This window comes from Agromyces sp. NPDC055661, assembly GCF_053618135.1.
Genome location: NZ_JBSHHC010000001.1, coordinates 742,404 through 765,433, shown reverse-complemented (window position 1 = coordinate 765,433; position 23,030 = coordinate 742,404). Strand labels below are relative to the sequence as shown.

Annotated in this window: 28 protein-coding genes; 18 read left to right on the top strand and 10 right to left on the bottom strand. The window is 72.3% G+C overall.

Annotation, left to right across the window (positions count from 1 at the left end; translation table 11 throughout):
* Positions 1 to 76 precede the first annotated feature (76 nt).
* A complete protein-coding gene (locus ACWGO8_RS03435) occupies positions 77 to 1,027 on the top strand; it encodes a cytochrome b/b6 domain-containing protein (protein WP_452041728.1) in 951 nt (316 codons plus the stop codon).
* Positions 1,028 to 1,101: 74 nt separating this feature from the next.
* On the top strand, positions 1,102 to 1,692 hold the full coding sequence (locus ACWGO8_RS03430) for a class I SAM-dependent methyltransferase (protein ID WP_452041727.1): 591 nt from the start codon (positions 1,102 to 1,104) through the stop codon (positions 1,690 to 1,692).
* A gap of 106 nt (positions 1,693 to 1,798) precedes the next feature.
* Here ACWGO8_RS03430 and ACWGO8_RS03425 read toward each other — a convergent pair whose 3' ends face one another.
* A complete protein-coding gene (locus tag ACWGO8_RS03425) occupies positions 1,799 to 2,587 on the bottom strand; it encodes an EI24 domain-containing protein (RefSeq protein WP_452041726.1) in 789 nt (262 codons plus the stop codon).
* Between the two features lie 75 nt (positions 2,588 to 2,662).
* Entirely contained in the window at positions 2,663 to 3,748 is a 1,086-nt protein-coding gene (locus ACWGO8_RS03420; RefSeq protein ID WP_452041725.1) for a trans-sulfuration enzyme family protein, read from the bottom strand.
* 149 nt (positions 3,749 to 3,897) lie between these two features.
* On the opposite strand from ACWGO8_RS03420, the gene ACWGO8_RS03415 reads away from it, so the two are divergent.
* Genes ACWGO8_RS03415 through ACWGO8_RS03405 form a run of 3 tightly spaced genes read left to right on the top strand, consistent with a single transcriptional unit; the run spans position 3,898 to position 6,037 of the window.
* On the top strand, positions 3,898 to 5,073 hold the full coding sequence (locus ACWGO8_RS03415) for an adenosylhomocysteinase (RefSeq protein WP_452041724.1): 1,176 nt from the start codon (positions 3,898 to 3,900) through the stop codon (positions 5,071 to 5,073).
* 20 nt (positions 5,074 to 5,093) lie between these two features.
* A complete protein-coding gene (locus ACWGO8_RS03410) occupies positions 5,094 to 5,846 on the top strand; it encodes an IclR family transcriptional regulator (RefSeq protein WP_452041723.1) in 753 nt (250 codons plus the stop codon).
* Positions 5,843 to 6,037, top strand: a complete 195-nt coding sequence (locus ACWGO8_RS03405) for a hypothetical protein (RefSeq protein ID WP_376956162.1) — start codon at positions 5,843 to 5,845, stop codon at positions 6,035 to 6,037. Before ACWGO8_RS03410 ends, ACWGO8_RS03405 begins: the two co-directional genes overlap by 4 nt.
* Before the next feature lie 81 nt (positions 6,038 to 6,118).
* Here ACWGO8_RS03405 and ACWGO8_RS03400 read toward each other — a convergent pair whose 3' ends face one another.
* On the bottom strand, positions 6,119 to 6,607 hold the full coding sequence (locus tag ACWGO8_RS03400) for a hypothetical protein (protein WP_452041722.1): 489 nt from the start codon (positions 6,605 to 6,607) through the stop codon (positions 6,119 to 6,121).
* Between the two features lie 233 nt (positions 6,608 to 6,840).
* Here ACWGO8_RS03400 and ACWGO8_RS03395 point away from each other — a divergent pair, with 233 nt between their 5' ends.
* Complete coding sequence (locus ACWGO8_RS03395; RefSeq protein ID WP_452041721.1) at positions 6,841 to 7,551, top strand: NAD-dependent deacylase; 711 nt, start codon at positions 6,841 to 6,843, stop codon at positions 7,549 to 7,551.
* Positions 7,552 to 7,601: 50 nt separating this feature from the next.
* On the top strand, positions 7,602 to 7,898 hold the full coding sequence (locus ACWGO8_RS03390) for a DUF4287 domain-containing protein (protein WP_452041720.1): 297 nt from the start codon (positions 7,602 to 7,604) through the stop codon (positions 7,896 to 7,898).
* Positions 7,899 to 7,918: 20 nt separating this feature from the next.
* Here the strand turns inward: ACWGO8_RS03390 and nhaA are convergent, their stop codons facing one another.
* Entirely contained in the window at positions 7,919 to 9,793 is a 1,875-nt protein-coding gene (nhaA, locus tag ACWGO8_RS03385; protein WP_452041719.1) for a Na+/H+ antiporter NhaA, read from the bottom strand.
* A 288-nt stretch (positions 9,794 to 10,081) separates the two neighbouring features.
* On the opposite strand from nhaA, the gene ACWGO8_RS03380 reads away from it, so the two are divergent.
* On the top strand, positions 10,082 to 10,210 hold the full coding sequence (locus tag ACWGO8_RS03380) for a hypothetical protein (protein ID WP_452041718.1): 129 nt from the start codon (positions 10,082 to 10,084) through the stop codon (positions 10,208 to 10,210).
* Positions 10,211 to 10,359: 149 nt separating this feature from the next.
* Positions 10,360 to 10,662: a DUF1540 domain-containing protein gene (locus ACWGO8_RS03375; protein WP_376956170.1), complete on the top strand. Its 303-nt coding sequence runs from the start codon at positions 10,360 to 10,362 to the stop codon at positions 10,660 to 10,662.
* A 108-nt stretch (positions 10,663 to 10,770) separates the two neighbouring features.
* Here the strand turns inward: ACWGO8_RS03375 and ACWGO8_RS03370 are convergent, their stop codons facing one another.
* The gene (locus ACWGO8_RS03370) at positions 10,771 to 11,361 is read right to left on the bottom strand and encodes an NADPH-dependent FMN reductase (protein WP_452041717.1); all 591 of its coding nucleotides are present in this window, start codon (positions 11,359 to 11,361) and stop codon (positions 10,771 to 10,773) included.
* A gap of 105 nt (positions 11,362 to 11,466) precedes the next feature.
* Here ACWGO8_RS03370 and ACWGO8_RS03365 point away from each other — a divergent pair, with 105 nt between their 5' ends.
* Both ACWGO8_RS03365 and ACWGO8_RS03360 read left to right on the top strand, forming a co-directional pair.
* Positions 11,467 to 11,955, top strand: coding sequence for a MarR family winged helix-turn-helix transcriptional regulator (locus ACWGO8_RS03365; protein ID WP_452041716.1), 489 nt, complete (start codon positions 11,467 to 11,469; stop codon positions 11,953 to 11,955).
* 32 nt (positions 11,956 to 11,987) lie between these two features.
* A complete protein-coding gene (locus ACWGO8_RS03360; protein ID WP_452041715.1) occupies positions 11,988 to 12,452 on the top strand; it encodes a helix-turn-helix domain-containing protein in 465 nt (154 codons plus the stop codon).
* 32 nt (positions 12,453 to 12,484) lie between these two features.
* On the opposite strand, the gene ACWGO8_RS03355 is transcribed toward ACWGO8_RS03360, so the two are convergent.
* The 3 genes from ACWGO8_RS03355 to ACWGO8_RS03345 are packed head-to-tail and all read right to left on the bottom strand — an operon-like array spanning position 12,485 to position 15,396.
* A complete protein-coding gene (locus ACWGO8_RS03355) occupies positions 12,485 to 13,252 on the bottom strand; it encodes an SDR family NAD(P)-dependent oxidoreductase (RefSeq protein ID WP_452041714.1) in 768 nt (255 codons plus the stop codon).
* 36 nt (positions 13,253 to 13,288) lie between these two features.
* Positions 13,289 to 14,227, bottom strand: a complete 939-nt coding sequence (locus tag ACWGO8_RS03350) for a Gfo/Idh/MocA family protein (RefSeq protein WP_452041713.1) — start codon at positions 14,225 to 14,227, stop codon at positions 13,289 to 13,291.
* Complete coding sequence (locus ACWGO8_RS03345; RefSeq protein WP_452041712.1) at positions 14,224 to 15,396, bottom strand: ROK family transcriptional regulator; 1,173 nt, start codon at positions 15,394 to 15,396, stop codon at positions 14,224 to 14,226. The genes ACWGO8_RS03350 and ACWGO8_RS03345 overlap by 4 nt, the downstream gene beginning before the upstream one ends.
* A gap of 171 nt (positions 15,397 to 15,567) precedes the next feature.
* Between ACWGO8_RS03345 and ACWGO8_RS03340 the strand changes: the two genes are divergently transcribed.
* From ACWGO8_RS03340 to ACWGO8_RS03310, 7 genes are all read left to right on the top strand, one after another.
* Positions 15,568 to 16,320, top strand: a complete 753-nt coding sequence (locus ACWGO8_RS03340) for an amino acid ABC transporter ATP-binding protein (protein ID WP_452041711.1) — start codon at positions 15,568 to 15,570, stop codon at positions 16,318 to 16,320.
* A gap of 136 nt (positions 16,321 to 16,456) precedes the next feature.
* A complete protein-coding gene (locus tag ACWGO8_RS03335; RefSeq protein ID WP_452041710.1) occupies positions 16,457 to 17,398 on the top strand; it encodes a glutamate ABC transporter substrate-binding protein in 942 nt (313 codons plus the stop codon).
* Positions 17,399 to 17,470: 72 nt separating this feature from the next.
* Positions 17,471 to 18,115 carry an amino acid ABC transporter permease gene (locus ACWGO8_RS03330; protein WP_376956179.1) on the top strand — a complete coding sequence of 215 codons (645 nt, stop codon included), beginning with the start codon at positions 17,471 to 17,473 and terminating at the stop codon, positions 18,113 to 18,115.
* Positions 18,112 to 19,035, top strand: a complete 924-nt coding sequence (locus ACWGO8_RS03325; RefSeq protein WP_452041709.1) for an amino acid ABC transporter permease — start codon at positions 18,112 to 18,114, stop codon at positions 19,033 to 19,035. Before ACWGO8_RS03330 ends, ACWGO8_RS03325 begins: the two co-directional genes overlap by 4 nt.
* Positions 19,035 to 20,051, top strand: a complete 1,017-nt coding sequence (locus ACWGO8_RS03320; RefSeq protein WP_452041708.1) for an asparaginase — start codon at positions 19,035 to 19,037, stop codon at positions 20,049 to 20,051. The genes ACWGO8_RS03325 and ACWGO8_RS03320 overlap by 1 nt, the downstream gene beginning before the upstream one ends.
* On the top strand, positions 20,048 to 20,818 hold the full coding sequence (locus ACWGO8_RS03315; RefSeq protein WP_452041707.1) for a copper homeostasis protein CutC: 771 nt from the start codon (positions 20,048 to 20,050) through the stop codon (positions 20,816 to 20,818). Before ACWGO8_RS03320 ends, ACWGO8_RS03315 begins: the two co-directional genes overlap by 4 nt.
* A complete protein-coding gene (locus ACWGO8_RS03310; RefSeq protein ID WP_452041706.1) occupies positions 20,815 to 21,810 on the top strand; it encodes an ROK family protein in 996 nt (331 codons plus the stop codon). The genes ACWGO8_RS03315 and ACWGO8_RS03310 overlap by 4 nt, the downstream gene beginning before the upstream one ends.
* Here ACWGO8_RS03310 and ACWGO8_RS03305 read toward each other — a convergent pair.
* Together ACWGO8_RS03305 and ACWGO8_RS03300 are read right to left on the bottom strand one after the other, a co-directional pair.
* A complete protein-coding gene (locus tag ACWGO8_RS03305; protein WP_452041705.1) occupies positions 21,761 to 22,384 on the bottom strand; it encodes a ClpP family protease in 624 nt (207 codons plus the stop codon). The two genes, ACWGO8_RS03310 and ACWGO8_RS03305, sit on opposite strands and share 50 nt — an antisense overlap.
* Positions 22,381 to 23,007 carry a ClpP family protease gene (locus ACWGO8_RS03300; protein ID WP_452041704.1) on the bottom strand — a complete coding sequence of 209 codons (627 nt, stop codon included), beginning with the start codon at positions 23,005 to 23,007 and terminating at the stop codon, positions 22,381 to 22,383. The genes ACWGO8_RS03305 and ACWGO8_RS03300 overlap by 4 nt, the downstream gene beginning before the upstream one ends.
* Between the last annotated feature and the right edge of the window lie 23 nt (positions 23,008 to 23,030).

Genomic DNA, 23,030 nt, shown 5'->3' with positions numbered 1-23,030 from the left:
CGACGACTCGGGCGCGCGTGCGCGCCGAACCGCGCCGGCCCGCCCGGCCCCCACCGGAGAAGGAACGCCCCCGGAGATGACCGTGACCTCCTCGAAGCCCAGCCGCACCGATCGCGTCGGCGACTGGTGGAAGGCGCAGCGCAAGCGCGTGCTCTGGTGGACCGTCATCTCGCTCGTCGCGCTCGTCGTCGTGGTGCTCGTCGCCCGGTGGCTTGCCACGTTCCCCGCGGTCGAGCAGTTCGTCGAGACGTACCCCGGGATCGTCCCGCCACCCGAGGGGACGCCGGTCGGCATCCCCGCGTGGCTCGGCTGGCAGCACTTCCTCAACTCGTTCTTCCTCCTGCTGCTCGTGCGGACGGGGTTCCAGCTGCGGTCGAAGCAGCGCCCGCCCGGCTTCTGGACGCGCGACAACACCCGCTGGCCGCGCACGAAGCGGAATCCGCGCCGCATGGGGATCTTCCTCTGGTTCCACCTGTGGCTCGACGCGTTCTGGGTGCTGAACGGCGTGGTCTACGTCGTCCTCCTGTTCGCGACCGGGCAGTGGCTGCGCATCGTGCCCGCCGACTGGGCGGTCGTGCCCAACGCGCTCTCGGCGGCGCTGCAGTACGCCTCGCTCGAGTGGCCGACCGAGAACTCGTGGGTCGTCTACAACGCGCTGCAGCAGCTCGCCTACTTCACCGTCGTGTTCATCGCGTCGCCGCTCGCGATCCTCACGGGCCTGCGCCTCTCGTCGATCTGGCCGCTCGAGGGGCCGCTCGTGCGCGCGTTCCCCGAGAAGCTCGCGAAGGCCGTGCACTACCCCGTGATGCTGTTCTTCCTCGCGTTCACGTTCGTGCACGTCGTGCTCGTGTTCCTGACGGGGGCGCTCGCGAAGCTCAACCAGATGTACGCCGCTCGCGACGCCGACGACTGGGTCGGGTTCGCCGTGTTCGCGGCATCCGTCGTGGTCATGGTCGTGGCCTGGGTGCTCGCGAAGCCGCCGCTGCTGAAGCGCATCGCCGCGACGTCGGGTCGGGTGCAGGGCTGACGGGGTCGCTCCTTGAGCCCGTCGAAGGGAGCCGCTGGGCTGACGCCCGGGCATCGGCGCGGTAGCGTGCCGGAGTGGCCACGCCGCTGATCGACGACGACGAGCTCGACGACCTCGAGCGCGAGTTCGTGGCGCGCGTGCGCGGGCGCGTGCTCGAGATCGGCGCGGGCGACGGCGAGAACTTCGGCGCGTTCGACCCCGACGTGGAGTGGCAGGGCCTCGAGCCCGACGCGACGCGACGCGCCGAGCTCGCGACCCGCGCGAAGGAGTGGCGACACGCGGCGGCGCCGCTCGACGCGAAGGCCGAGTCGATCCCGCTGCCCGACCATTCCGTCGACGCGGTCGTGGGCACCTACGTGCTGTGCTCGGTGACCGACCAGGCGGCCGCGCTCGCCGAGGTGCGCCGCGTGCTCGTCCCCGGCGGACGCGTCGTGTTCGTCGACCACGTGCAGGCGCCGCCGCGCACGCTCAAGCGGTTCGTGCAGGCGGTCGCCACCCCGATCGCGAAGCGCGTCTGCCACGGATGCCACTGGGACCGCGACACCGAACAGGCCCTCGTCGAGGCGGGCTTCACGGGTGTCGACGTGCGGCGCCTCCGGGTGCGGTCGATGCCGTTCGGTCCGGTGCCGATGCTGCTCTTCGACGGGCGCGCGCCCGGGGCGTGAGCGTCCCGTTCCCCTCGAGATGCGGGAACTCCTTCGCGACAGGCCGTGGCGACGCGGCATCCGCCCGGCGTGTCGGGCGGAACTTCCTGCATTCGGATGACGGGGGTCAGCTCGGGACCTGGGCGGGTGGCAGGGGCTGGGACGGCGTCGTCGCCGCGGTTGCGGCGGCCGCGTCCAGTGCCGAGCGGGCGAGGAACGTCGATCCCGCGACCGCGGCGGGCATCGCGATGATCGCACCGAACGGGATCATGAAGCAGAGCTGCGTGGCGATGCCGAATCCGAAGAGCTGGGCGCGGTGCCCCCGCAGGATCGCCCGCCGCCGGGGTCCGTCCATGCCGCGCGCCTCGAACGGTCGCGAGGTGAGCTCCATGGCGAGCAGCCGCCCGGAGAGCACCACGCCGAGCACGGGCGCGAGCACCGCGCCGACCACCGGGATGAACCCGATCAGTCCCACGCCGATCGCCGTGACGAGGGCGAGGCCGATGAGCCCGATCCCGTCGCGGACGGTGCGCCAGAACCCCGTCCCCTGCTCGGGAACCGGACCGCCGACGGTGCCTTCGACGGCGCGCCAGATCCGTTCGTAGAACGGGTCGCCGACGATGAGCGTGAGTGCCGTGAACGTCAGGGCCGCGAAGACCACGGCCCCGCCGAACAGCACCGCGCCGACGAGCACCTGCACGACCATGGGCCACGGGTCGACCCAGTCGTCGGCGAACGGCGTCATCCAGTCGGCGATGCCCGCGAGGTTCACGGCCAGGGCGGAGAGTCCCGCGACGATGAGCACGAACACGATCGCGGCCGGGATGAGGCCGCGCATCATCACGCCCGGGCGCCGGCCCCAGAAGCGGAACCCCCGCAGCAGCATCCCGACACCCGAGAAGAACCGGCCCACCACGTGCACCACTCTAGGACGGGCCCGCCGCCGAGCCGTCGGGGCTTGACGGCGGGACGGCGGCATGCCCGCGCCCCGCTACACCAGCGAGTCGAGCGCCCCCACCAGGTCGCGGTGCAGGTCGTCGACGTGCTCGAGCCCGACCGAGAGCCGCACGAGCCCCTCGGGGATGGTCGGCTGCTCGAGCGGCCACCGCCGGCGGCGCTCGAGCGTCGACTCGACGCCGCCGAGGCTCGTCGCGTGCACCCAGAGGCTCGTGCGCTCCGCGAGGGCCTCGGCCGGCTCCGCGCCGCCGCGCACGACGATGGACACGATCGCGCCGAAGCCGGGGTAGCGCACCTCCTCGAGCGCCGGGTGCCCCTCGAGCCGGCGCACGAGCTCCTGCGCGTTGGCCTGCGCGCGCTCGAGGCGCACGGGCAGCGTCCGAAGTCCGCGCAGCGCGAGGAACGTCTCGAGCGGTGCCGGGATGCCGCCCGTGAGGGAGCGTCGCTGCACGACCGCGTCGGCGTGCTCGGGCGAGGCCGCGACGACCGCGCCCATGAGCACGTCGCTGTGGCCCGAGATGTACTTCGTCGCGGAGTGCACCACGAGGTCGGCGCCGAGGGCGAGGGGCTGCTGCAGCAGCGGGGTCGCGAACGTGTTGTCGACCACGACGAGCGCGCCGTGCTCGTGCGCCGCCACGACGATCGCCGGGATGTCGGCGACCTCGAGCGCGGGGTTGGTGGGCGACTCGAACCACACCATGGCGGCGCCCTCGGCCGCCGCGGCGACGGCCACCGTGTCGGTGATGTCGACGTACACGGCCCGCAGCCGACCCTTCGCCTGGAGGTCGTCGAGGAGGGCGACCGTGCCCGTGTACGAGTGGCGCGGCGCCACGACGGTGGCGCCCGGCTCGACGAGGTCGAGCACCGCCGCGATCGCGGCCATGCCCGAGGCGAATGCCACGCACCGGCCGCCCTCGAGGGCACCGAGGGCGTCCTCGAACGCCGTCCAGGTCGGGTTGCCGTAGCGGCCGTACACGAGGTCGCCGCCGGCGACGAACGTCGACGAGAGGTGCACCGGCACGCTCATCGACGCGTCGGGCTCATGCGGCGGCCGTCCGGCGATGATGGCGACGGTGTCGGGGTGGAGGGCCGGCGCGCCGGCCTCGGTCGTCTCGTGCACTGCGGTGCCTCCCGGTGGTCCAGAGGGGGAGCGGATGCCGCGGCGGCGGCAGGCGCACCGGCCAGCGTATCCCGGGGATGGCGGACGTGACGCGGCATCCGTTACCATATGTGAAAGCATCATTCATATATGAAAGTCAGGTCGCGCCGATGTCGGAGCTCGTCGAACGCGGTGCCGCGCGCACCCGCTGGATCAGATCGCGGATGCCGCTGCTCGCCGCCGTGCGCGACGAGTTCGCCGAGCGCCGGCCGTTCGACGGTCGCCGTGTGGGGATGTCGCTGCACGTCGAGCCGAAGACGGCCGTGCTGCTCGAGGTGCTCGCCGCGGGCGGCGCCGAGATCGTCGCGACCGGCAACCACGGCTCCACGCAGGACGACGTCGTGGCGTTCCTGCGCGGCCAGGGCATGACCGTGTTCGGCGCGCGCGACGACACGCTCGCCCAGCACGAGGCGAACGTCGCATCCGTGATCGAGGCGCGGCCCGACATCCTGCTCGACAACGGCGCCGATCTCGCCGCCGGCATCGTGGCCGCCGGCCTCGCCGACGGGGTGGTGGGCGGCACCGAGGAGACGACGAGCGGCGGCATCCGGCTGCGGGCGGAGCTCGCGGGCCGCATCCCGTTCCCGACCATCGTCATCAACGACAGCGCGCTGAAGGCCATCGGCGAGAACCGGCACGGGGTCGGCCAGTCGGTCGTCGAGAGCCTCATGCGCATCACGAACCTGATGATCCCGGGGCGCCGGTTCGTGGTCGCGGGCTACGGCTGGTGCGGGCGCGGCATCGCGCAGTACCTGCGCGCGTTCGGGGGCCGCGTCGCCGTCGCCGAGATCGACGAGCTCAAGGCGTTCGAGGCCGCGCTCGACGGCTACCGTGTCGCCGACCTCGGCGAGCTCGCCGAGTGGGGCGAGTTCTTCATCACCGCCACGGGGCATCCGGGCATCATCACCGACGAGATCGTGGATCGCATGCCCGACGGCGCGGTGCTCGCGAACGCGGGCCACTTCCCGTGGGAGATCGACGTCGAGTCGCTCTCCGCCTGCGCGACCGACGTCACCGAGCTCGACGCCGCGATCGAGCGCATCGACCTGCCCGACGGGCGGCACGTGATCCTGCTCGCCGGCGGGCGCATGGTGAACCTGGCGGGCCGCGAGCCGAAGGGCAACTCGCTCGAGGCCATGGATCTCGGGTTCCTGCTCCAGTCGCTCTCGCTCGAACGCGTCGCGACCGCCGCGTCCACGCTCGTGCCCGGGGCGCAGCCCGTGCCCGACGACCTCGAGCGCGAGATCGCCCGCCGCTTCGTGCGCGCGCTCGGCGCCGACCGCTGACGGCCGCGACTGGGCATCCGATGGCCGAGCGCAGCACCGAACGCGGCACCGACTACTCCGCCCCCGCCCTCGACAAGGCGCTCGACATCCTCGAGCTCCTGGCGGGGGAGGCGGGCGGACTCACGCAGACCGAGATCGCCGAGCGCGTCGGCCGAAACGTGAGCCAGATCTACCGCGTGCTCGCGACGCTCGAGCGGCGCGGCTACCTCACGCGCGACGACCGGTCGGGCCGCTACGTGCTCTCGATGGCGCTGTTCGACCTCGCGCACCGGCACCCGCCGCTGCGCGGGCTCGTGCAGCTCGCCACGGGCCCGATGCGCGGGCTCGCCGACCACCTGCGCCAGTCGTGCAACCTCGGGATCGACGACGCCGGCGCCGTGCGCATCGTCGCGCAGGCGGAGTCGCCCGCCGACTTCGGCTACCACGTGCGGGTCGGCGCGCGCTTCCCGCTCGAGTCGACCGCGACGGGTGCGGTGCTGGCCGCGGGCACGGATGCCGCGATGTCCACCGCGCTCGAACCCGGCGAGGCCGCGCAGCTCGACGACGGCTGGCTCGCCCGGCCCGACCGGCTGCAGGCGGGCGTGACCGATGTCGCGGTCGCGATCACCGACCGGCGCGGCCACACGGTCGCGGCGCTCACGGTGCCGTACGTCGCGACGTCGTACAGCGCGGTCGGACTCGACGAGGTGGTGGCGGCGGCGCGCGCGACGGCCGCGGAGATCTCGGCCCGACTCGGCGGGATGCCGGTCGCGGCAGGTAGCCTCGAAGGGTGAGCCGCACCGTCTGGACCGTCATCGGCGTGATCGTCGCCGTCATCATCGCGTGGTTCGTCGTCGACCTGCTGTTCAGCCTGCTGTGGTTCATCGGCAAGCTCGCGATCGTGGCGGTCGTCGCGGTGATCGTGTTCTTCGTGCTCCGGGCGCTCGTGCGTCCGTCCGACGACCGGCGCGAGATCGAGCGCTGAGGCGGAGGCTGGGAGGCTTCCGGCACGTCGGCACTGCGGGCGTTCGGCACTTCGGCACTTCGGTACCGCCCGCGCGGCGAGCTACCCCCGTCGACGCGTCCGACCCCAGGGCTTGAACACCGACAGCGTCATCGCCACGACGAGCGCCGTCGACGACACGATCGGGGGGAAGACGAGCGTCGCGGGCATCGTCGGCGCGTCCCCCTCGACCAGCGCCGCCCGTCCAGCCTCGCCGACGGCCGTGACGCCCGGCCACAGCACGAGCACCACGAGCGTCACGAGCACGACGTTCACGACGAGCTTCACGAGCACCCACCGGTAGCGGATGAGCCCGTACTTCGTGCCGAGCCCGAGCAGCACGCCGGTCGCGAGGGTGAGGAGTCCGACCGCGACGAGCGGCCAGGTGGCGACCGCGGCCATGGTCGCGGCCGCCGCGCCGGCGCCGGTCGGGTCGCCGAGCAGGGCCGTCCCGACCAGGATCCCGAGCACGAGGTCGAGGCCGACCCAGACGCCCGCGGCCGCGATGTGCACGAGCAGCAGGAGCTTGCGCACCCGGGTCGGCAGCGACATCCGGATGACGCGGGCCCCCGCCGCGGGGCGCGGTGCGGCCGGCCGTGCCGGGTCGGTTCGGGACCCTGCCGGACTCGGCGGAGTGGTGCGCGTGGCGGTGGACATGACCTCCACGATGCCCGGGGCGCGGCGGCGGGGCATCCGCTCGCCGGAGTCACCTGCGGTACGCCCGTGGTCGTACATCGAGGAGGCCGACGGATGCGGCCCGCGGGAGCGGCGCGGTTCAATGGACCATGCGACTCGTCGTGCTCACGGGCGCCGGCATCTCGGCGGAGAGCGGCGTGCCGACGTTCCGCGACGCGGGCGGGCTCTGGGAGGGGCACCGCGTCGCGGACGTCGCGACGCCCGAGGCGTTCGAGCGCGATCCCGACACGGTGCAGCGCTTCTACGACCTGCGGCGGCACGCCGTCGCCCGGGTCGAGCCGAACCCGGCGCACGACGCGCTCGCCAGGCTCGAGCGCACGCTGGGCGACGACCTGCTCGTCGTCACGCAGAACATCGACGACCTGCACGAACGGGCGGGCTCGCAGCGCGTCGTCCACATGCACGGCGACCTGCTCACCGCGCTGTGCGCGAACTGCGGCGCGCGCACGCCCGTCACGGCCGACCTCGTCGAGCAGCCGCCGTGCCCGGTCTGCGGTCGGCGGATGCTGCGACCCGACGTCGTGTGGTTCGGCGAGATGCCGTACGAGCTCGACGCGATCGACGAGGCGCTGCTCGCCTGCGACGTGTTCGCCGCGATCGGCACCTCGGGCGCCGTGTACCCGGCGGCCGGGTTCGTGATGACGGCAGCGGAATGGGGCGCGCGCACCGTCGAGCTCAACCTCGCGGCGAGCGAGATCACCCCGCTGTTCGACGAGGTGCGGCACGGCCCGGCGAGCCTCGAGGTGCCCGCCTGGGTCGACGAGGTGGTGGCGGCGCTGAGTGACGGACGCCCGTCCTAGACTCGCGAGAGGCCGTCGCCGCACCGCAGCGGGCGACGAGAAGGGGCAGCATGTCGTTCCAGGCGTACCTCGACAACATCGAGGAGAAGACGGGGCTCACGCCGCGGCAGTTCATCGAGCTCGCGCACGACAAGGGCTACGACGACCCGTCGGTCAAGGCGGGCGTCATCGTCGACTGGCTGAAGGCCGACTACGACCTCGGGCGCGGGCACGCCATGGCGCTCGTGCACGTCATCAAGAAGGGCCCCAAGATCGACGCGAAGCACGTCGACTCGGGCGGCACGCACAGTGACGCGAGCGACACCCTCTGGCTCGACGGCAGGGCGACGAACCCCGACAACGCCTGACGCCGACAGACGGGCCGGCGTCAGCCCGCGGCATCCGGTCGGGGCTCGCGCTCGGGCTCGGGTGCCGGCCGGCTCGCCTCGAGCGCGCGGATCAGCGTCGCCGAGTCCCATGGGCCCATGTGCCGCTTGCCGCCGATGAAGAACGTCGGCGTCGAGTGCAGGTCCATCATCTCGGCGTCGAGCTGGTCGTCCTCGACGCGCCGGACCACCGCGGGCGAGCGCAGGTCGGCGGCGAACCGCTCCATGTCGAGGTCGAGCTGCCGGGCGTACTCGAAGAGGTCGTCGGTGGTGAGCTCGTCCTGGTTCGCGAAGAGCGTGCGCGCCATCTCGAGGAACTTGCCCTGCAGCGCGGCGGCCTCGTACGCCTGCGCGGCCTCCTTCGCGTGCGTGTGCACGGTCTCGAGCGGCAGGTGCCGCCACACCCAGCGCACGTCGTCGCCGAAGTGCTCGATGACCGCGTCGACCGACCCCGTCGCACGACTGCAGAACGGGCACTCGAAATCACCGTACTCGGTGATCTGGAAGGGGGCGTCCGGCCGGCCGCGGAAGTGGTCGCGCTCGGGATCGAACGGCCGCACGAGCACCTTGCCGATGGGCACGGGCGGGCGGAGGCGGTCGCCGACGACGAAGATCGCCCATCCCAGCGCGAACGAGATGACGGATGCCGCGAGCACGCCCACGCGCGCGAGGTCCTGCGTCTCGCGGTCCTCGATCGCGAGTCCGACGATGAACAGCGCGATCGTGAACCCGATGCCCGACAGCGCGGCGCCGCCCGCGATGCGGGGCATCGTGAGCCCGGGCGCCAGGCGCCCGATCCGCAGCATCCGCACCAGCGCGGTCGCACCCGTGATGCCGACGAACTTGCCGACCACGAGGCCGGCGATGATGCCCCACGTGAGCGGTGACGACACCGCGGCGCCCAACGTCTCGGGGTCGAGCCGCACGCCGGCGTTCGCGAGCGCGAAGATCGGCAGCACGATGAAGTCGATGTACGGTGCCCACGCCGACTGGAGCCGCTCGTTGATCGAGATCGAATCGCGCAGGCTGCGGGTGGCGGCGCGCGCGTAGGCCGTGTTCGGCGACTCGCGGAACGCGCGCGTGAGCTCCGCCGCCCGCTCGACCTCGTTGCGCTGCGGCGGGAACACCGGGATGAGGAGGGCGACGGCCACGCCCGCGAGGGTGGGGTGCACGCCGGCGGCGGCGACCGCGAGCCACAGCGCGAAGCCGAGCACCGTGTACGCCGGGCCGCGGCCCGCGGGCAGGAACCGCACGAGGGCGAGCAGCACGAGCAGCACCGCGACGATCGCGAGCGGCACGACGTGCAGGCCGTGGTTGTAGAAGACCGCGATGACGACGAGCGCGCCGATGTCGTCGACCACGGCGAGGGTCAGCAGGAACGTGCGCAGGCGAGCCGGGAACTTCGGCCCGATGATGGCGAGCGCCCCGAGCAGGAACGCGGTGTCGGTCGAGATCACCACACCCCACGCGTCGGCCTGGCCGGTGTTCGCGTTGAGCATCAGGAAGATCAGCGCCGGCAGGATGAGCCCCGCGATGGCCGCGATCACCGGGACCGCGGCGCGCGAGCGATCGGTGAGCTCGCCGATCGTGAACTCGCGCTTCACCTCGAGGCCCACGATGAAGAAGAAGAACGCCATGAGCCCGTCGTTGACGAGCTGATGCAGGGTCAGCTGGGCGGAGAAGGACCCGATCGTCACCTCGATCGGGGTCTGCCAGAACTCCTCGTACGACGAGCCCCACGGCGAGTTCGCCCAGACGATCGCGATCACGGTGCCGAGCAGCAGGAGCATCGCGGCGCTGCGATCGGTCGTGCCGCCCTTCTTCAGGGCGCGACGCACCGACGCGACGGTGGTGGCGCTGACGCCGGGGGTCGTCATGCGGTGCGGGCCGTGACTACCGTGGCGCGCGGATCAGCGACCAGAGGGCCGCAAGGAGCAGGACGCCGCCCACGGCGCCGATCAGGCCGAGGATCGACCAGAGCACGGTTTCCACATCCATGGCGCACCTCCGGGGTTCCCGCCCATTCTGGCAAGAGGAGTCCCGTCGGGACCAGTGCCTGTGCACAGTTGACCCGGCGGCGGCATCCGTGCGACCCCATCGTCAACCCGTTGACCGCACGCGGCGGCGGGTCGGACGCTGGGTGCATCGATGGAGGAGGATGCACCATGACCGACCCGCGAGACGACGAGCGCGACGACGACGAGCCCGGCCCCGACGCCGACCAGCTCGACGCCGACAACCCGGTCGAGGAGGACACGATCGAGACGCTGGACCCCGAGAACCCGCCCGCGTGACCGCGCCGCAGTCGTGGCGTAGGTGAGGCAAACCTAACAAAGAAATAGCGGCTGATCTGCGAAAAAGACCGCCGGGGGTACTGCGGGCGATGGCGGTGGGGGCTAGCATCGCCCGTAACGCACGGTCGGAACCGCCTCAGGAGGTCACCATGAGCATGACGCTCGACGAACTGCCCGCCGTTGCCGAGTGTTCGGTGAGCGGCTGCTCCTACAACGACCACTCGCACTGCCACGCCGCCGCAGTCACGATCGGCGGTGCGGTCGGCGACGCCGAGTGCGCGACCTTCATCCCGCTCGGCACGAAGGGCGGCCTCGACAAGGTCGTCAGCCACGTCGGCGCCTGCCAGCGCGCCGAGTGCATCCACAACGACTCGCTCGAGTGCACCGCGGCATCCGTGCGCATCGGACCCGGCGCCGACGACGCCGACTGCCTGACCTACCAGCCCGCCTGACCGGCTCCGCGTCGCGTGGGGGCATCGTCCCCGCCAACGGTCCTGGTCGGCTGCGACGCGCCCGCCATCGCCTGACGGGCGCGTCGCTCATGCTCGCGATCGCCCGGACTACGCCGCGCGAGCGAGCTCCGCGCGCGACTCGCGCACGCCCCTGAGCGCCGCGGCCCACGGCACGAGCTGGTCGAGCTGGGTCGCCAGCATGCCCTGGTGGTAGGCGGCGGGCGTGAAGTTCACGTACTGCTCGAAGTCGGTCATGAGCGAGAACGACACCTGCTGGCGCACGTCGGCGACCTGCAGCTCGCCGAGGATCAGGCGCAGGTGCTCGGCGGCACGGGTGCCGCCCGCTGCGCCGTAGCTGACGAGCCCGGCAGCCTTGTCGTTCCACTCGCCGTAGACGAAGTCGAGCGCGTTCTTGAGGGCGCCCGAGGTGGAGTGGTTGTACTCGGGGGTGACGAAGATGTACCCGTCGAACGAGTCGACCTTCTCGGCCCAGGCCTTCGTGTGCGCCTGCGCGTACTGGCCCATGCTCGGCGGCACGGCCTCGTCGAGGTGCGGCAGTGCGAAGTCGGCGAGGTCGACGAGCTCGAACTCGGCGTCGCTGCGCTCGGCGGCGTGCTCGAGCACCCACTTGGCGACCTGGTCGCCGACGCGACCGGGTCGCGTGCTGCCGATGATGATGCCGATCCTGACTGCGGTCATGGGGTGGTCCTTCCGGGAAGTAGTTGACGTGTCATCACAACGGTTGACGCGTCATCATAACCCGAGAAGATGACATGTCAACCAAATCTCGGGTAGGCTGGCGTCATGTCCGTGGTGTCCGAGATCGACGAGGCCGACTGGGCGCTCTGGCGCGGCTTCCTCACGATGCACCGCGATCTCATGCGCGAGCTCGACGGCCGCCTGCAGCGCGACGCGGGCATCTCGCAGGCCGACTACTCGGTGCTGCTCACGCTCTTCGACGCGCCCGACCGGCGGCTCCGTCCGGGCGCGCTCGGCGAGGCGCTCGGCTGGGAGAAGAGCCGGCTCTCGCACCAGCTCACGCGCATGGCCGCGCGCGGGCTCGTCGAACGTGCCGAATGCGTCACCGACGGGCGCGGCTCGTGGGTCGTGCTCACGCGCGACGGGCGGCGCACGCTGCTGCACGCGCTGCGCGACCACGCGGCGTCGATCCGGAGCCTGTTCCTCGACGCGCTCGCTCCCGACGAGAAGCGGGCGATGGCGCGGGCGTCCGAGCGCGTTCTCGAGCGGCTCGACGACGCGGCATCCGATTCTGCTCTGAGCGGATCGGCCTGACGCCGACCGCGGCCCGCGATTAGCCTCGCCACATGGGCAAGGTCGTGGAGTTCTCGCGGGCGATCGGCCCGCGCGCGTCGAAGCCGCTCTGGCGGCACGTGCTCGGCGAGGTGCTGCGCGAGGAGCGCCTCGTCCAGGAGCGGATCCTCACCGAGGTGGCCGCCGCCGCGGGCGTCTCGCCGCAGTACCTCTCGGAGATCGAGCGGGGGCGCAAGGAGCCGTCGTCCGAGATCCTCGGGTCGGTCGCCGACGCGCTCGAGCTCGAGCTGTTCGACGTCGTGCACCGTGTGGGGGAGCGCCTCGGCGCGCGGCTCGACGTCGAACGTCGCGAGGCCGAGCGGCGCGAGCGCCTGCTCGTCGAGGCGTCGTTCGCGTTCCGCGCCGACGTGGTGCCGGGGCATCCGCTCGACCTCACCGGTGCGGATGCCGCGGGCACGATCGTGCTCGCCGACGCCACCCTCGCAGCGCCCGCCGACGCCTTCCTCCTCGCCGCGTAGCCCGACGGGGCCCCGCCCGGGACGCCCTCGCCCTAGAAGAGGGTGAAGCCGCCGTCGACCTTGACGATCGAGCCGGTCATGAAGCTCGACGCATCGCTGGCGAGGAAGATCGCGACGGGCCCGAGCTCGTGGGGAAGCCCGTAGCGCTTCATCGGCGCAGGGTCGACGACGTGGGGCGTGAACTCGGGCCGGTCGACGGGCGACATCTCCGTGAGGAAGTAGCCGGGGGCGATCGCGTTGACCCGGATGCCGTACGGCGCCCACTCGGCCGCGAGTCCCTCGGTCAGGTGGTGCACGGCGGCCTTCGAGGTGAGGTACGAGACCTGCCACCGCGTCCGGTTCACGATCTGCGCGGACATCGATCCGATGTTCACGATCGTGCCGCCGCCCCGCTCGGCCATGCGGCGGGCGACGGCACGGCTGCAGTACCAGACGCCGTCGACGTTGACCGTCATGACGTCGCGCCACACCTCGTCGGGCGCATCGAACGCCGCGCCGCCGATGCCGATCCCCGCGTTGTTGACCAGCACGTCGATCGCGCCGAACTCCGACTCGACCTCGGCGACCGCGCGCTCGACGTCGTCGACGTCGGAGACCTCGAGGCGAACGCCGTACGCGCGGATGCCGGCCTCGGCGAGCTCGCGGGCGGCGCGCTCCGCGGCCTCCGAGGTCGTGGCCGTGACCGCGACGGCGGCTCCGGCTTCGCCGAGCGCCTGCGCCATGGCCCGGCCGAGCCCGCGGCTGCCGCCGGTGACGAGCGCGGTCTTCCCGCGCAGTGAGAAGGTGTCGAGTGCGTTCATTCGGAACTCCTCTGGTTCGGACCGGGGCCCTCGGCCTCAGTCGACGAGCGGGACTCGCGCGTCCGACGCGAGCGACGTGCGGGCGGCGAGCGCGACGCGGAGGGCCGCGATCGCGGCCTCCGTCGGGCATCGGTCGGGCTCGGCCTGAGTCTCCACGCACTCCAGGAAGTACCGGGCCTGCGTGAGGAACGGGTCGTCGGACGGCTCGGCGGCATCCGATGCGTCGACTGCGTCCGTGCCCGACGTTCCGACGACGTCGAGCCCGCTGCGGAACTCGGAATCGGAGGGCAGGTCGGCAACGCTCAGGACCTGGGCGACACCGCCGTCGGCGTACTCCACGGTCGTCGCGACCGGAGCGCCGAAGCCGCCGGCGCGCTCGCCGGCCCCGACGCTGCGCACCGCGACCGGGGTGCCGAGCAGCAGGTTGGCCTGGTCGAAGTCGTGGATGGCGAAGTCGACGAGGATCCCGCCCGAGCGTCGCTCGTCGTCGAACCACGATCCGCCCGGCGGGCCCGACGAGAGCCGGTCCGCGCGGACCGCCCGAGCACGGCCGACCGATCCGTCGGCGACCCGGTCGGCGAGCTCCGCGTACCGGCGCATGAACCGGACGACGTGCGCGACCATCAGCACGCCTGTGCTGCGACGCGCGGCCTCCGCGACCGCCTCGGCGTCGGCCACAGTCAGCGCGATGGGCTTCTCGAGCAGCACGTTCCGCCCGTGGCGGAGCGCCTCGATCGCGATCTCGGCATGGGACGGGGTCGGCGTGCAGACCGAGAGGAGGTCGACCTCCGAGTCGGCGAGCACGTCCTCGAGCCGCGTCACCCAGCGGGCGTGCGGCGCCGCGTCGAGCTGCGGCCGGGTCCGGGGCGACACGACGTACGAGATCGCCTCGCCCAGCCCGGCCCGGCTCCAGGCATGGGCGTGCGCCTGCGCCATGCGCCCCGCGCCGACGATGGCGATGCGGTGCACCGTCATCGCGCCGGTTCGAGCTCGTGCACGTCGAAGATCCGGTCGAGCACGAGGCCCCCGGCGCCGAGGATCCCGGCCTGCTCCTTCGCCTGGCTCACGACGATCTCGAGCTCGTCGGTGATCATCGGGAGGCACTCGAGGTAGATCGCCGAGCGCACTCCCGCGACGAACGCCTCGGCCTCGCCGAGGATGCCGCCGAGGACGAGCCGCTGCGGGTTGAAGAAGTTCATGATCGTCGCGAGGACGCGCCCGACCCGGGTGCCGGCCTCACGGAGCATCCGGGTCGCGAGGGGATGCGCGTCCCTCGCGAGCGCGAGGACGTCGTCGACGCTGTCGACCTGCACGCCGGCGTCGCGGAGCGCGCGGACGATCGCCCGGCCCCCGGCGACGGCGTCGAGGCATCCGGTGCGCCCGCACGAGCACAGCACGGGCGGCGCGTCGGGGACGGTGACGTGGCTGATGTCGCCCGCCATGCCGTGGTTACCGTGGTGCAGCGAGCCCGACGCGATGACGCCGCAGCCGATGCTCGAACCGACCTTCACGAAGACGAGGTCGGCGACGCTCCGATCGAGCCCGTGCTCGCCGAGCGCCATGAGGTTCGCGTCGTTGTCGACGACGGTGGGGAGCCCCGTGAGGTCGGTCACCGCGGCGGCGACGTCGACCCCGTTCCATCCCGGCATGCGCGAGGGCGACACCAGCGTCCGGGTGCGGGAGTCGACCGGCCCCGGCACCCCGATGCCGAATCCGCGGAGGCGCTGCCCCGGCTCGGCGTGCTCCGCGACGAGGGCGTCGGCGACGCCGACCATCCAGGTGAGGATCGGCTCGACGCCCTCGGCGATGTCGATGCGCTCGCGACGCGTGGCGATGAGCCGGCCCGAGAGGTCGAGGAGTCCGAAGGTCGCATGCTGCGAGCCGAGGTCGACGGCGCACACGACGCCGGTCGTCGGGTCGACCTCGAGTGCGCGCGGACGGCGACCGCCCTGCGAGACGCCCATGCCCGCCTCGCGCACGTAGCCCGCATCGATGAGCACGTCGACGCGTTGCGCCACCGTCGTGGGCGACAGTCCGGTGACGCGGGCGATCTCGGCGCGAGAACGCGCCTGCCCGCTGCGGATGAGACCGAGCATGGCGCCGGCCGAGGCCTGATGCCGAAGCAGGTCGTTCGAGCCGTTCATCGCCCCGGATCCCTTCCTCCACGTGTGACGCCGAGTCCTCGACGCTGAGTGGTGCGTCCGAGACTACTGTACGTCTATTCATCCAAAACTGGATGAAGAAAATGCATACTTGCACCTTCAAGAGGATGTTAGTACGCTCGCCGCAACAACCCGACGATGATGCGAGGAAAGATGCCAGCAACGGAGCCCCGGCCCATGGTCAGCCTGCGGGGTGTCGACAAGTACTTCGGCGATCTGCACGTGCTCAAGCACATCGACCTGACCGTGCGGGCGAGCGAGGTCGTCGTCGTGGTCGGCCCGTCGGGCTCCGGCAAGTCGACGCTGTGCCGATCGATCAATCGACTCGAGTCCATCGACGCGGGCGAGATCCGCGTCGACGGCGAGCTCCTCCCCGTCGAGGGCCCGGCCCTCGCCTCGCTGCGCGCCGACGTGGGCATGGTGTTCCAGTCGTTCAACCTGTTCGCACACCGCACCGTGCTCGAGAACGTCACACTGGCGCCCGTCAACGTCCGCCGCGTGCCGAAGGCCGAGGCGAAGCGGGAGGCGATGGAACTGCTCGACCGCGTCGGCATCGCCGACAAGGCCGGGCACCTGCCCGCCCAGCTCTCCGGCGGACAGCAGCAGCGTGCCGCGATCGCGCGCGCGCTCGCGATGCGTCCCAAGGTCATGCTCTTCGACGAGCCGACGTCGGCGCTCGACCCCGAGATGGTCGGCGAGGTGCTCGACGTGATGACCTCCCTCGCCGCGGAGGGCATGACGATGATCGTCGTCACCCACGAGATGGGCTTCGCGCGTCGAGCCGCCGACCGGGTCGTCTTCATGGACCAGGGGCAGATCGTCGAGGAGGCGGCCCCCGACCGGTTCTTCGATGCGCCCGACTCCGAGCGCGCCCGTTCGTTCCTGGCCTCCGTGCTGTCGCACTGACCCAGCTGTCCCACTGGCCCAGCTGTCCCACTGGCCCCGCTGTCCCACCGACCCCGCTGACCCGCCGTCGCATCGACTTCGCGGTCGCCCGAGACCTTCACCACCCCAACCACCCCAGAGGAAGGACGCACCACCCATGTTCCGGATCACACGACGGAAGGCTGTCGCCGGCGCCGCACTGGCCGCCGCAGCCTTCGCCCTCACCGCGTGCTCGAGCACCACGAGCCTGCCGGGCGACGAGAACGACGCGGATGCCTCGGCCGAGACGAACTCCGTGTTCGCCGACGCGCCGGTCGCCGCCGACGACCTGATCCTGCCGGGCTCGACGATGGAGCGGATCAAGGAGCGCGGCAAGCTCGTCGTCGCCGAGGCGCTCGACGCGCCGCTGCTCTCCCAGCAGAACCCGACCGACCCCGACAGCGTCGAGGGCTTCGACGCCGACCTCGCCAAGCTCCTCGCGATCTACATCCTCGGCGAGCCGAACGTCGAGATCGTCCCGCCGGCCACCGAGACCCGCGAGGCGATGCTCCAGAACGACACCGTCGACGTCGTGTTCAACACGTACACGATCACGCCCGAGCGCGCCGAGCAGGTCTCCTTCGCAGGCCCCTACTTCGAGTCGGGCCTGGCCGTCGCGGTCAAGAGCGACAACGACGACATCAAGGGCATCGAGGACCTCGACGGCAAGGAGGTCATCGTCGGTGCGAACACGCCTGCCGTCACCGCCGTGCCGGAGCAGGCGCCCACGGCCAACGTCACCGCGTTCGCGACGGACCCGGCCGCCGTGCAGGCACTCCTCCAGGGCCGCGGCGACGCGTACGTGCAGGACTACACGCTGCTCGCGAGCAACGCCGCGAACGACTCCTCGCTGAAGGTCGTCGGAACGCCCTTCACGAAGGAGCCCTACGGCATCGGCCTCAAGCACGGCGACGACGACTTCAAGTCGTTCGTCAACGACTGGCTGCTGTCGATCCAGAAGAGCGGGCACTGGGCCGAGGCCTGGAAGACGACCCTCGGCACCGTCACCGACTCCGACGTCCCCACGGCGCCCGAGATCGGCTCCGTCCCCGGTTCCTGATCGACGCGGGTGCGGCGCGCCGACCGGCACGCCGCACCCGCTCCGACCGGCGCACCGCGCCAGTGAGTGCTCATGAATCCCCTCATCGACAACCTCGGCCTCGTGCTCGAGGCGCTCGGCACGACCCTGATGATGGCCGTCGTCGCCGGGGTCGGCTCCATCCTGCTGGGCGTGCTCGTCACCGTGGCCCGGGTGAGCCCCATCCGCGCGCTTCGCGTCGCCGCCTTCGGGTACGTGCAGTTCTTCATCAACGTGCCGCTGCTCGCCCTCCTCCTGCTCGCGGTGTTCGCCCTGCCCGATGCCGGGCTCATGCTCCCGCTCACGCCGACCGCGATCATCGTGCTCATCGTGTACGAGGCCGCCTACGTCGCCGAGGCCGTGCGCAGCGGCGTGAACACGGTCGCCGTCGGGCAGCTCGAGGCGTCCCGAGCGCTCGGACTCACGCTCGCGCAGTCGCTGCGACTCGTGGTCCTTCCCCAGGCGCTCCGCGCGGTCGTGCAGCCGATCGGCAACGTCATGATCGCCCTCGCCATGAACACGGCACTCGCCGCCGCGGTCGGGGTCGTCGAGCTGACGGCCGCCGTGAACAAGATCAACCTCGTGGCCGCCCAGCCCATCCTCATCTTCTCGAGCGCCGGCGTCATCTACATGGGCATCGCGCTCGTCATCGGCCTCGCCGCCGGCCGGGTCGAACGAAAGGTGGCGATCGTCCGATGACCGCCCAGCTGATCCCCGACCGCCCGACGGCCGTCCGCCGCCAGGATCGGGCACCCCGGTACGCGGCCGCGTTCCTCTACGACGAGCCCGGTCCGCTCGCGAAGCGCCGCCACCTCATCGGCTCCATCGTGAGCTGCGTGGTGTTCGCCATCGTCGTGGGCCTCGGGCTGTGGCAGTTCGCCTCCCACGGGCAGCTCGACGCCGAGAAGTGGGTCCCCTTCACCGACCCCGCCGTCTGGCAGTACCTGTTCGTCGGTCTCCTCGGCACGCTCGAGGCGACCGTGGTGGTCGCGGTGCTCGGTGCGGCCCTCGGCGTCGTGCTCGCGTTCGGACGCATGAGCCACCGCCCCTGGGTCCGCGGCCTGAGCGGCGCGTACATCGAGATCGCCCGCACGGTGCCCGTGCTGCTCGTCATCTACCTCATGCTGTTCGGACTCCCGCAGATCGGCATCAACGTGCCCACGCTCTGGAAGCTCGCGATCCCGCTGATCATCGCGAACTCGGCCGTGTTCGCCGAGATCATCCGGGCGGGCGTGCTCAGCCTGCCGCGGGGCCAGCGGGAGGCGGCGCTGAGCCTCGGCATGCGCTCCACGCAGGCCACGCGACTCGTCGTGCTGCCGCAGGCCGTGCGCAACGTGACACCGTCGCTCGTGACGCAGCTCGTGAGCCTCATGAAGGACACGTCGCTCGGGTTCATCGTGGCGTTCACCGAGCTGCTCTACCGCGGCCAGGTCCTCGCGACGTACCTCCACCTGCTCATCCCGACGTACCTCGTCGTGACGCTCATCTACCTCGTCGTCAACGGGAGCCTCTCCGCGCTCGCGGCGCACCTGCAGCAGCGCCTGCACCGCACAGGTTCGCCGATGCCCCGACTCCCTCGTCTCCCCGCCCTCTCGGGCGCCGCCAGGAAGGCCTCGTGATGTCCCACCCGTCCACCGTGCACCCGACCGATCCCGCGCTCGCCGAGCTCGCGGTCGTCGAGCGCTCGGGCATGATCGAGAGCCGCCATTTCGGCTCGATCGTCGCGATCGGACCCGAGGGGGAGACGCTCCTCGAGCTCGGGACGCCCGACGCGCGCATCCTCCCGCGCTCGACGGTGAAGCCGCTGCAGGCGCTCGCGTGCCTGGCCGCGGGCGCCGACCTCCGCGGCCCCGAGCTCGCGATCGCCGCCGGCAGCCACACGGGCGAGGACGAGCACGTGCGCGTGGTCGAGGGCATGCTCGAACGCGCCGGCCTCGACGAGTCCGCGCTGGGCTGCCCGGCGGATCGCCCGGAGGACGAGCCGACCTTCGAGCGACTCCTCCGCGCTGGTGCCGCACGGACGCCGATCCGCATGAACTGCTCGGGCAAGCACGCGGCGATGCTCCTCGCGTCCGCCGCGAACGGCTGGTCGACGCACGACTACCTCGACCACGGCCACCCGGTCCAGCAGGCGGTGCGCCGCACGATGGCGGAGGTCACCGGCGTCGCGGTCGGGCACGACGCCGTCGACGGGTGCGGGGCTCCGCTCTTCGACACCACGGTCCGGGGCCTGGCGCAGGCGTTCCGTGCGCTCGTGCTCGCCGACCCGGCGACGCCGGCGGGTCGGGTCGCGGCCGCGATGCGCGCGCACCCGTTCTACGTCGGCGGTGCGGGCCACCAGAACTCCCGGCTCATGGAGACCGTCCGCGGCGCGCTGGCCAAGGGCGGCGCGGAGGGCGTGATCGGCGTGGCAGCGCCCGACGGCACCGCCGTCGCGATGAAGATCGTCGACGGCAATCCGAGGGCCACGACGCTGCTGGCCCTGGACCTGCTCGACGCGCTCGGCGTCGACGTCTCCGGCGCGGGCGAGCTCGCGCGGGTTCCGGTGCTCGGCGGCAGTCGCCCCGTCGGCGCGGTCGGCATCGGTGCCGACCTCGACGCGGCGCTGCGCGACCGGGCGGCGGCCGCACGATGACGCTGCTCGAGGTCTGCCTCGACGACGTCGACGGCGCCCCGGTCGCCGAGGCCGCCGGAGCCGACCGCCTGGAGCTCTGCGCCGCGCTCGGTGACGGGGGCATCACGCCGAGCCTCGGAACCGTGGCCGCGGTGTTCGACCGCGTGCACCACGTCGGCGTTCAGGTGCTCGTCCGCCAGCGACCGGGCGACTTCGTCTACAGCAACGCCGAGCTCGAGGCCATGGCCGCCGACATCCGAGCGATCCGTGCCCTTCCCCGCCCCGAGAACGTCAAGCTCGGGTTCGTCATCGGCGCGCTCACGCCCGCCGGAACCATCGATCGCGCGGCCACCGAGCGCCTCGTGGCGGTCGCCCGAGACGTGCCGGTCACCTTCCACAAGGCGTTCGACCAGACGCCCGATCAGCTGGCCGCGCTCGACCAGCTCGTCGATCTCGGCTTCGAGCGGGTGCTGACCTCGGGCGGGGCCGCCTCTGCGCTCGAGGGTTCCGCGCGGCTCGCCGAGCTCGTCGCGCACGCCTCCGGCCGCATCGCGGTACTCGCCGGGGGCGGGGTGCGCCCCGACCACGTCGACGCGCTCGTCCGGACGACCGGGGTCGGCGAGGTCCACCTCCGGCCGGGCGCGGCCGTGCCCAGCGCGGCGCTCGCCAGTACGGTCGACGCCTCGCCCACCGCGCGCAGCTACGATCCCGGCCACCGGATCGCGACCTCGGGAGAGCTCGTCGCCCGCATGCGGGCCGCCCTCGACCTCACGAGGGCGAGCGCATGACCGCCGACCATCGCCGCCGGACCGTCCTCGCGGTCGATCTCGGCGGCACCACCATGAAGGGCGCGGTCGTCGACGAGCACGGGACCACGTTCGCGCGGCGCACCGTCCTGACGCCGTCGCACGACGTCGAGCTCGCCCTCGTCGAGCTCTTCACCGAGCTGCGCGACCTGGCCCTGACCGCGGCGACGACGCCGGTCGGCGCGGCGGTCGTGACGCCGGGGTCGGTCGACGAGTCGCGTGGCGTGGTGCGGTACGCGTCGAACCTCGGGTGGCAGGACATGCCGCTGCTCGACGTGCTCGCGTCGGCCCTCTCGTTGCCGGTCGCCGTGGGGCACGACGTGCGGTCGGCGGGACTCGCCGAGCAGCGCTTCGGCGCGGCGCGGGGTCGCGACGACTTCGTCCTCATCCCCATCGGCACGGGCGTGGCCGCCGCCCTGGTGACCCGCGGCGGCACGGTGACCGGGGCCACGGGCGCCGCCGGCGAGTTCGGCCACATCCCGGTGATCGCCGGTGGCGAGCCGTGCGCCTGCGGCCAGCGCGGATGCCTCGAGGTCTACGTCTCGGGCGCCGGCCTCGCGAGGCGGTACGCGGCGGCCGGCGGCGGCGAACGCAGCTCGCGCGAGATCGTCGGCCGACTCGGATCGGACGCCATCGCCGATCGCGTCTGGACGGAGGCGGTGGACGTGCTCGCCCAGGGGCTCAACATCCTCACCCTCCTGCTCGACCCCGGCGTCATCGTGCTCGGCGGCGGGTTCTCCCGCGCGGGCGAGGTGCTGCTCGAGCCGCTCGCCGAGCGGATGACCGCGGGCCTGGCGTGGCGCGAACGACCCGAGGTCCTCACGAGCGAGCTCGCCGACGAGGCCGGCCGCATCGGCGCCGCGATCCTCGCGTTCGGCGCGGCCGGGCTCGGCGAGGTCATCGACGCGTGGTCCGCGGCATCCGTCATCGGGCCGTCGCGAATTCCCCAGCGCTCGCCGGCGCCGGTGCCGTGAGCACGTGGTCGGCGAGCCCGTAGGCGACCGCGTCGGCCGCCGGCAGGATGAGGTCGCGGTCGGTGTCGTGCCGCAGCGTCATCACGTCGCGGCCGGTGTCGGCCGCGAGCGCCGCCTCGAGGTCGGCGCGCACGCGCAGCACCTCGTCGGCGTGCAGGATCAGGTCGGGCACCGTGCCGCGACCCTGCGTCGACGGCTGGTGCAGCGTGACCTTGCCGTGGGGGAGGATCGCCCGCTGCCCCTTCGCGCCGCCGGCGAGCAGCACGGCCGCGGGGCCGCCTGCTTGCCCGACGCACGTCGTCGCGACATCCGGCCGGATGTGCTGCATCGTGTCGTACACCGCGAGCGCCGCGCCGGGCGAGCCGCCGGGGGAGTTGAGGTAGAGGCTGATCGGCACGTCGCCCGACTCCGACGCCAGGTGCAGGAACTGCGCGATGAGCACGTTCGCGACGCCGTCGTCGATCTCGGTGCCGAGGTAGACGATGCGCTCGGAGAGCAGGCGGCTGTAGACGTCCATGGTGCGCTCGGCGTTGCCGCGCTTCTCGACGACGTAGGGGATCGTGTAGGTGCTCATGCCGGCACCCGCAGTCCGGCGACGGGTCGTGCGCTGCCGCCGAAGAGCTCCTCCGACCCGTGCACGACGCGGTCGATGAAGCCGTAGTCGACAGCCTGCTCGGCGGTGTACCAGCGGTCGCGCAGCGAGTCCTGCGTGATGCGGTCGAGCGGCTGGCCGGTCAGCTCCGCGGTGATGCCGAGCACGACGTCGCGCGTGTACCGCAGGTCGTCGGCCTGCAGCCCGACGTCGACCGCGGTGCCGCCGATGCCCGCCGACCCCTGGTGCATGAGGATGCGCGCGTGCGGCAGCGCGAACCGCTTGCCCGGCGTGCCCGCCGTGAGCAGGAACTGGCCCGCGCTCGCCGCCCATCCGACGGCGATCGTGGTCACGTCGTTCGGGATGGCCCGCATCACGTCCATGATCGCGAGCATCGCGGGCACCGAGCCGCCGGGCGAGTTGATCCAGAAGCGGATGTCGCGGCGCGGGTCGTCGGCCGCGAGGGTGAGCAGCTGCGCGATGAGCCGGTTGCCGCCGGCCTGGTCGAGCTCCTCGCCGAGCACGATGATGCGCTCGTGGAAGAGGCGTCGGGTGAGCTCGGCGTCGATGGGCTGGACGGGTGGTGGGGTCTCGTGATCGCTCATGTCCCCAGCCTGCGTCGCGAGCG

What these genes read in the sequence shown, in the direction of transcription:
- ACWGO8_RS03390 (WP_452041720.1), top strand. Translation starts at nt 7,602, where the DNA reads ATGTCGTTCCAGGCGTACCTCGACAACATCGAGGAGAAGACGGGGCTC.
- ACWGO8_RS03365 (WP_452041716.1), top strand. Translation starts at nt 11,467, where the DNA reads ATGTCCGTGGTGTCCGAGATCGACGAGGCCGACTGGGCGCTCTGGCGC.
- ACWGO8_RS03350 (WP_452041713.1), bottom strand. Translation starts at nt 14,227, where the DNA reads ATGACGGTGCACCGCATCGCCATCGTCGGCGCGGGGCGCATGGCGCAG.
- ACWGO8_RS03360 (WP_452041715.1), top strand. Translation starts at nt 11,988, where the DNA reads ATGGGCAAGGTCGTGGAGTTCTCGCGGGCGATCGGCCCGCGCGCGTCG.
- ACWGO8_RS03400 (WP_452041722.1), bottom strand. Translation starts at nt 6,607, where the DNA reads ATGTCGCTGCCGACCCGGGTGCGCAAGCTCCTGCTGCTCGTGCACATC.
- ACWGO8_RS03330 (WP_376956179.1), top strand. Translation starts at nt 17,471, where the DNA reads ATGAATCCCCTCATCGACAACCTCGGCCTCGTGCTCGAGGCGCTCGGC.
- ACWGO8_RS03315 (WP_452041707.1), top strand. Translation starts at nt 20,048, where the DNA reads ATGACGCTGCTCGAGGTCTGCCTCGACGACGTCGACGGCGCCCCGGTC.
- ACWGO8_RS03370 (WP_452041717.1), bottom strand. Translation starts at nt 11,361, where the DNA reads ATGACCGCAGTCAGGATCGGCATCATCATCGGCAGCACGCGACCCGGT.
- ACWGO8_RS03335 (WP_452041710.1), top strand. Translation starts at nt 16,457, where the DNA reads ATGTTCCGGATCACACGACGGAAGGCTGTCGCCGGCGCCGCACTGGCC.
- ACWGO8_RS03305 (WP_452041705.1), bottom strand. Translation starts at nt 22,384, where the DNA reads ATGAGCACCTACACGATCCCCTACGTCGTCGAGAAGCGCGGCAACGCC.
- ACWGO8_RS03355 (WP_452041714.1), bottom strand. Translation starts at nt 13,252, where the DNA reads ATGAACGCACTCGACACCTTCTCACTGCGCGGGAAGACCGCGCTCGTC.
- ACWGO8_RS03345 (WP_452041712.1), bottom strand. Translation starts at nt 15,396, where the DNA reads ATGAACGGCTCGAACGACCTGCTTCGGCATCAGGCCTCGGCCGGCGCC.
- ACWGO8_RS03415 (WP_452041724.1), top strand. Translation starts at nt 3,898, where the DNA reads ATGTCGGAGCTCGTCGAACGCGGTGCCGCGCGCACCCGCTGGATCAGA.
- ACWGO8_RS03320 (WP_452041708.1), top strand. Translation starts at nt 19,035, where the DNA reads ATGTCCCACCCGTCCACCGTGCACCCGACCGATCCCGCGCTCGCCGAG.
- ACWGO8_RS03375 (WP_376956170.1), top strand. Translation starts at nt 10,360, where the DNA reads ATGAGCATGACGCTCGACGAACTGCCCGCCGTTGCCGAGTGTTCGGTG.
- ACWGO8_RS03395 (WP_452041721.1), top strand. Translation starts at nt 6,841, where the DNA reads ATGCGACTCGTCGTGCTCACGGGCGCCGGCATCTCGGCGGAGAGCGGC.
- ACWGO8_RS03300 (WP_452041704.1), bottom strand. Translation starts at nt 23,007, where the DNA reads ATGAGCGATCACGAGACCCCACCACCCGTCCAGCCCATCGACGCCGAG.
- ACWGO8_RS03325 (WP_452041709.1), top strand. Translation starts at nt 18,112, where the DNA reads ATGACCGCCCAGCTGATCCCCGACCGCCCGACGGCCGTCCGCCGCCAG.
- ACWGO8_RS03410 (WP_452041723.1), top strand. Translation starts at nt 5,094, where the DNA reads ATGGCCGAGCGCAGCACCGAACGCGGCACCGACTACTCCGCCCCCGCC.
- ACWGO8_RS03340 (WP_452041711.1), top strand. Translation starts at nt 15,568, where the DNA reads ATGCCAGCAACGGAGCCCCGGCCCATGGTCAGCCTGCGGGGTGTCGAC.
- ACWGO8_RS03310 (WP_452041706.1), top strand. Translation starts at nt 20,815, where the DNA reads ATGACCGCCGACCATCGCCGCCGGACCGTCCTCGCGGTCGATCTCGGC.
- nhaA (WP_452041719.1), bottom strand. Translation starts at nt 9,793, where the DNA reads ATGACGACCCCCGGCGTCAGCGCCACCACCGTCGCGTCGGTGCGTCGC.
- ACWGO8_RS03435 (WP_452041728.1), top strand. Translation starts at nt 77, where the DNA reads ATGACCGTGACCTCCTCGAAGCCCAGCCGCACCGATCGCGTCGGCGAC.
- ACWGO8_RS03380 (WP_452041718.1), top strand. Translation starts at nt 10,082, where the DNA reads ATGACCGACCCGCGAGACGACGAGCGCGACGACGACGAGCCCGGCCCC.